At 71.5% G+C, this 810-nt stretch carries 1 protein-coding gene; it reads left to right on the top strand.

Annotated features, from left to right (window positions below):
• The coding region (locus JCM9942_RS17190) for a M20/M25/M40 family metallo-hydrolase (RefSeq protein ID WP_157723048.1) at window positions 1–735 on the top strand (735 nt) is incomplete at its 5' end.
• Between the last annotated feature and the right edge of the window lie 75 nt (window positions 736–810).

The following is an 810-nucleotide window of genomic DNA, read 5'->3' as shown; positions in this document are numbered from 1 at the left end:
CTCAACCGGCTGGTCGCGCGCGGCCCGACCCGCATCCGCATCGCGCTGGACTGCGGCTGGGACGGCAGCTACACCTCGCAGAACGTGATCGGCGAGATCACCGGCCGCAGCCTGCCCAGGGAAGTGGTGGTGATTGGCGGCCACCTGGATTCCTGGGACCTGGGCACCGGCGCGATCGATGATGGCGCCGGCATCGGCATCACCATGGCCGCCGGCCACCTGATCGGCCAGCTCAAGCAGGCGCCCAAGCGCACCATCCGGGTGATCGCCTTCGCCAACGAGGAACAGGGCCTGCACGGCGGCAAGGCCTATGCCGAGGCCCGCGCCACCGCCGGCGAGATCGTGCAGCAGCACATCGCCGCCGAGAGCGACTTCGGCGCCGGCCGCATCTATGCCTTCAACACCGGCTCGGGCAATCCGGCCGAGTCGCGTGAAGCCACCCGTCAGATCGGCGAGGCGCTGGCGCCGCTGGGCATCGAGTACCGCGCCGAGGAGGGCGGCCCGGGTCCGGACGTGGGCCCGCTGGCAGCCAAGGGCGGCGCCTGGGCATGGCTGGCACAGGACGGGACCGACTACTTCGACCTGCACCACACCCCGGACGACACCCTGGACAAGATCGACCCGGCCGCGCTGGCGCAGAACGTGGCCGCCTACACCGTGTTCGCCTACCTGGCGGCCGAATCCGAAGGCAGCTTCGGCAGCGAGGCCAAGGCCGTGGTGCCGCCGAAGGAGTAAGCGGCCACCGCCGCTGGACAGCGGGAGCGCCCTTGCGGGTGCTCTTTTTTGCCCGCAGCGGCCCGCGCCCAGCGC

It is taken from the genome of Stenotrophomonas pictorum JCM 9942, assembly GCF_001310775.1.
In the GTDB taxonomy this organism is placed as follows: Bacteria; Pseudomonadota; Gammaproteobacteria; order Xanthomonadales; family Xanthomonadaceae; genus Stenotrophomonas; species Stenotrophomonas pictorum.
The sequence above is the reverse complement of the archived record's forward strand: the minus strand, read 5'-3'. Positions and strand labels throughout refer to the sequence as shown.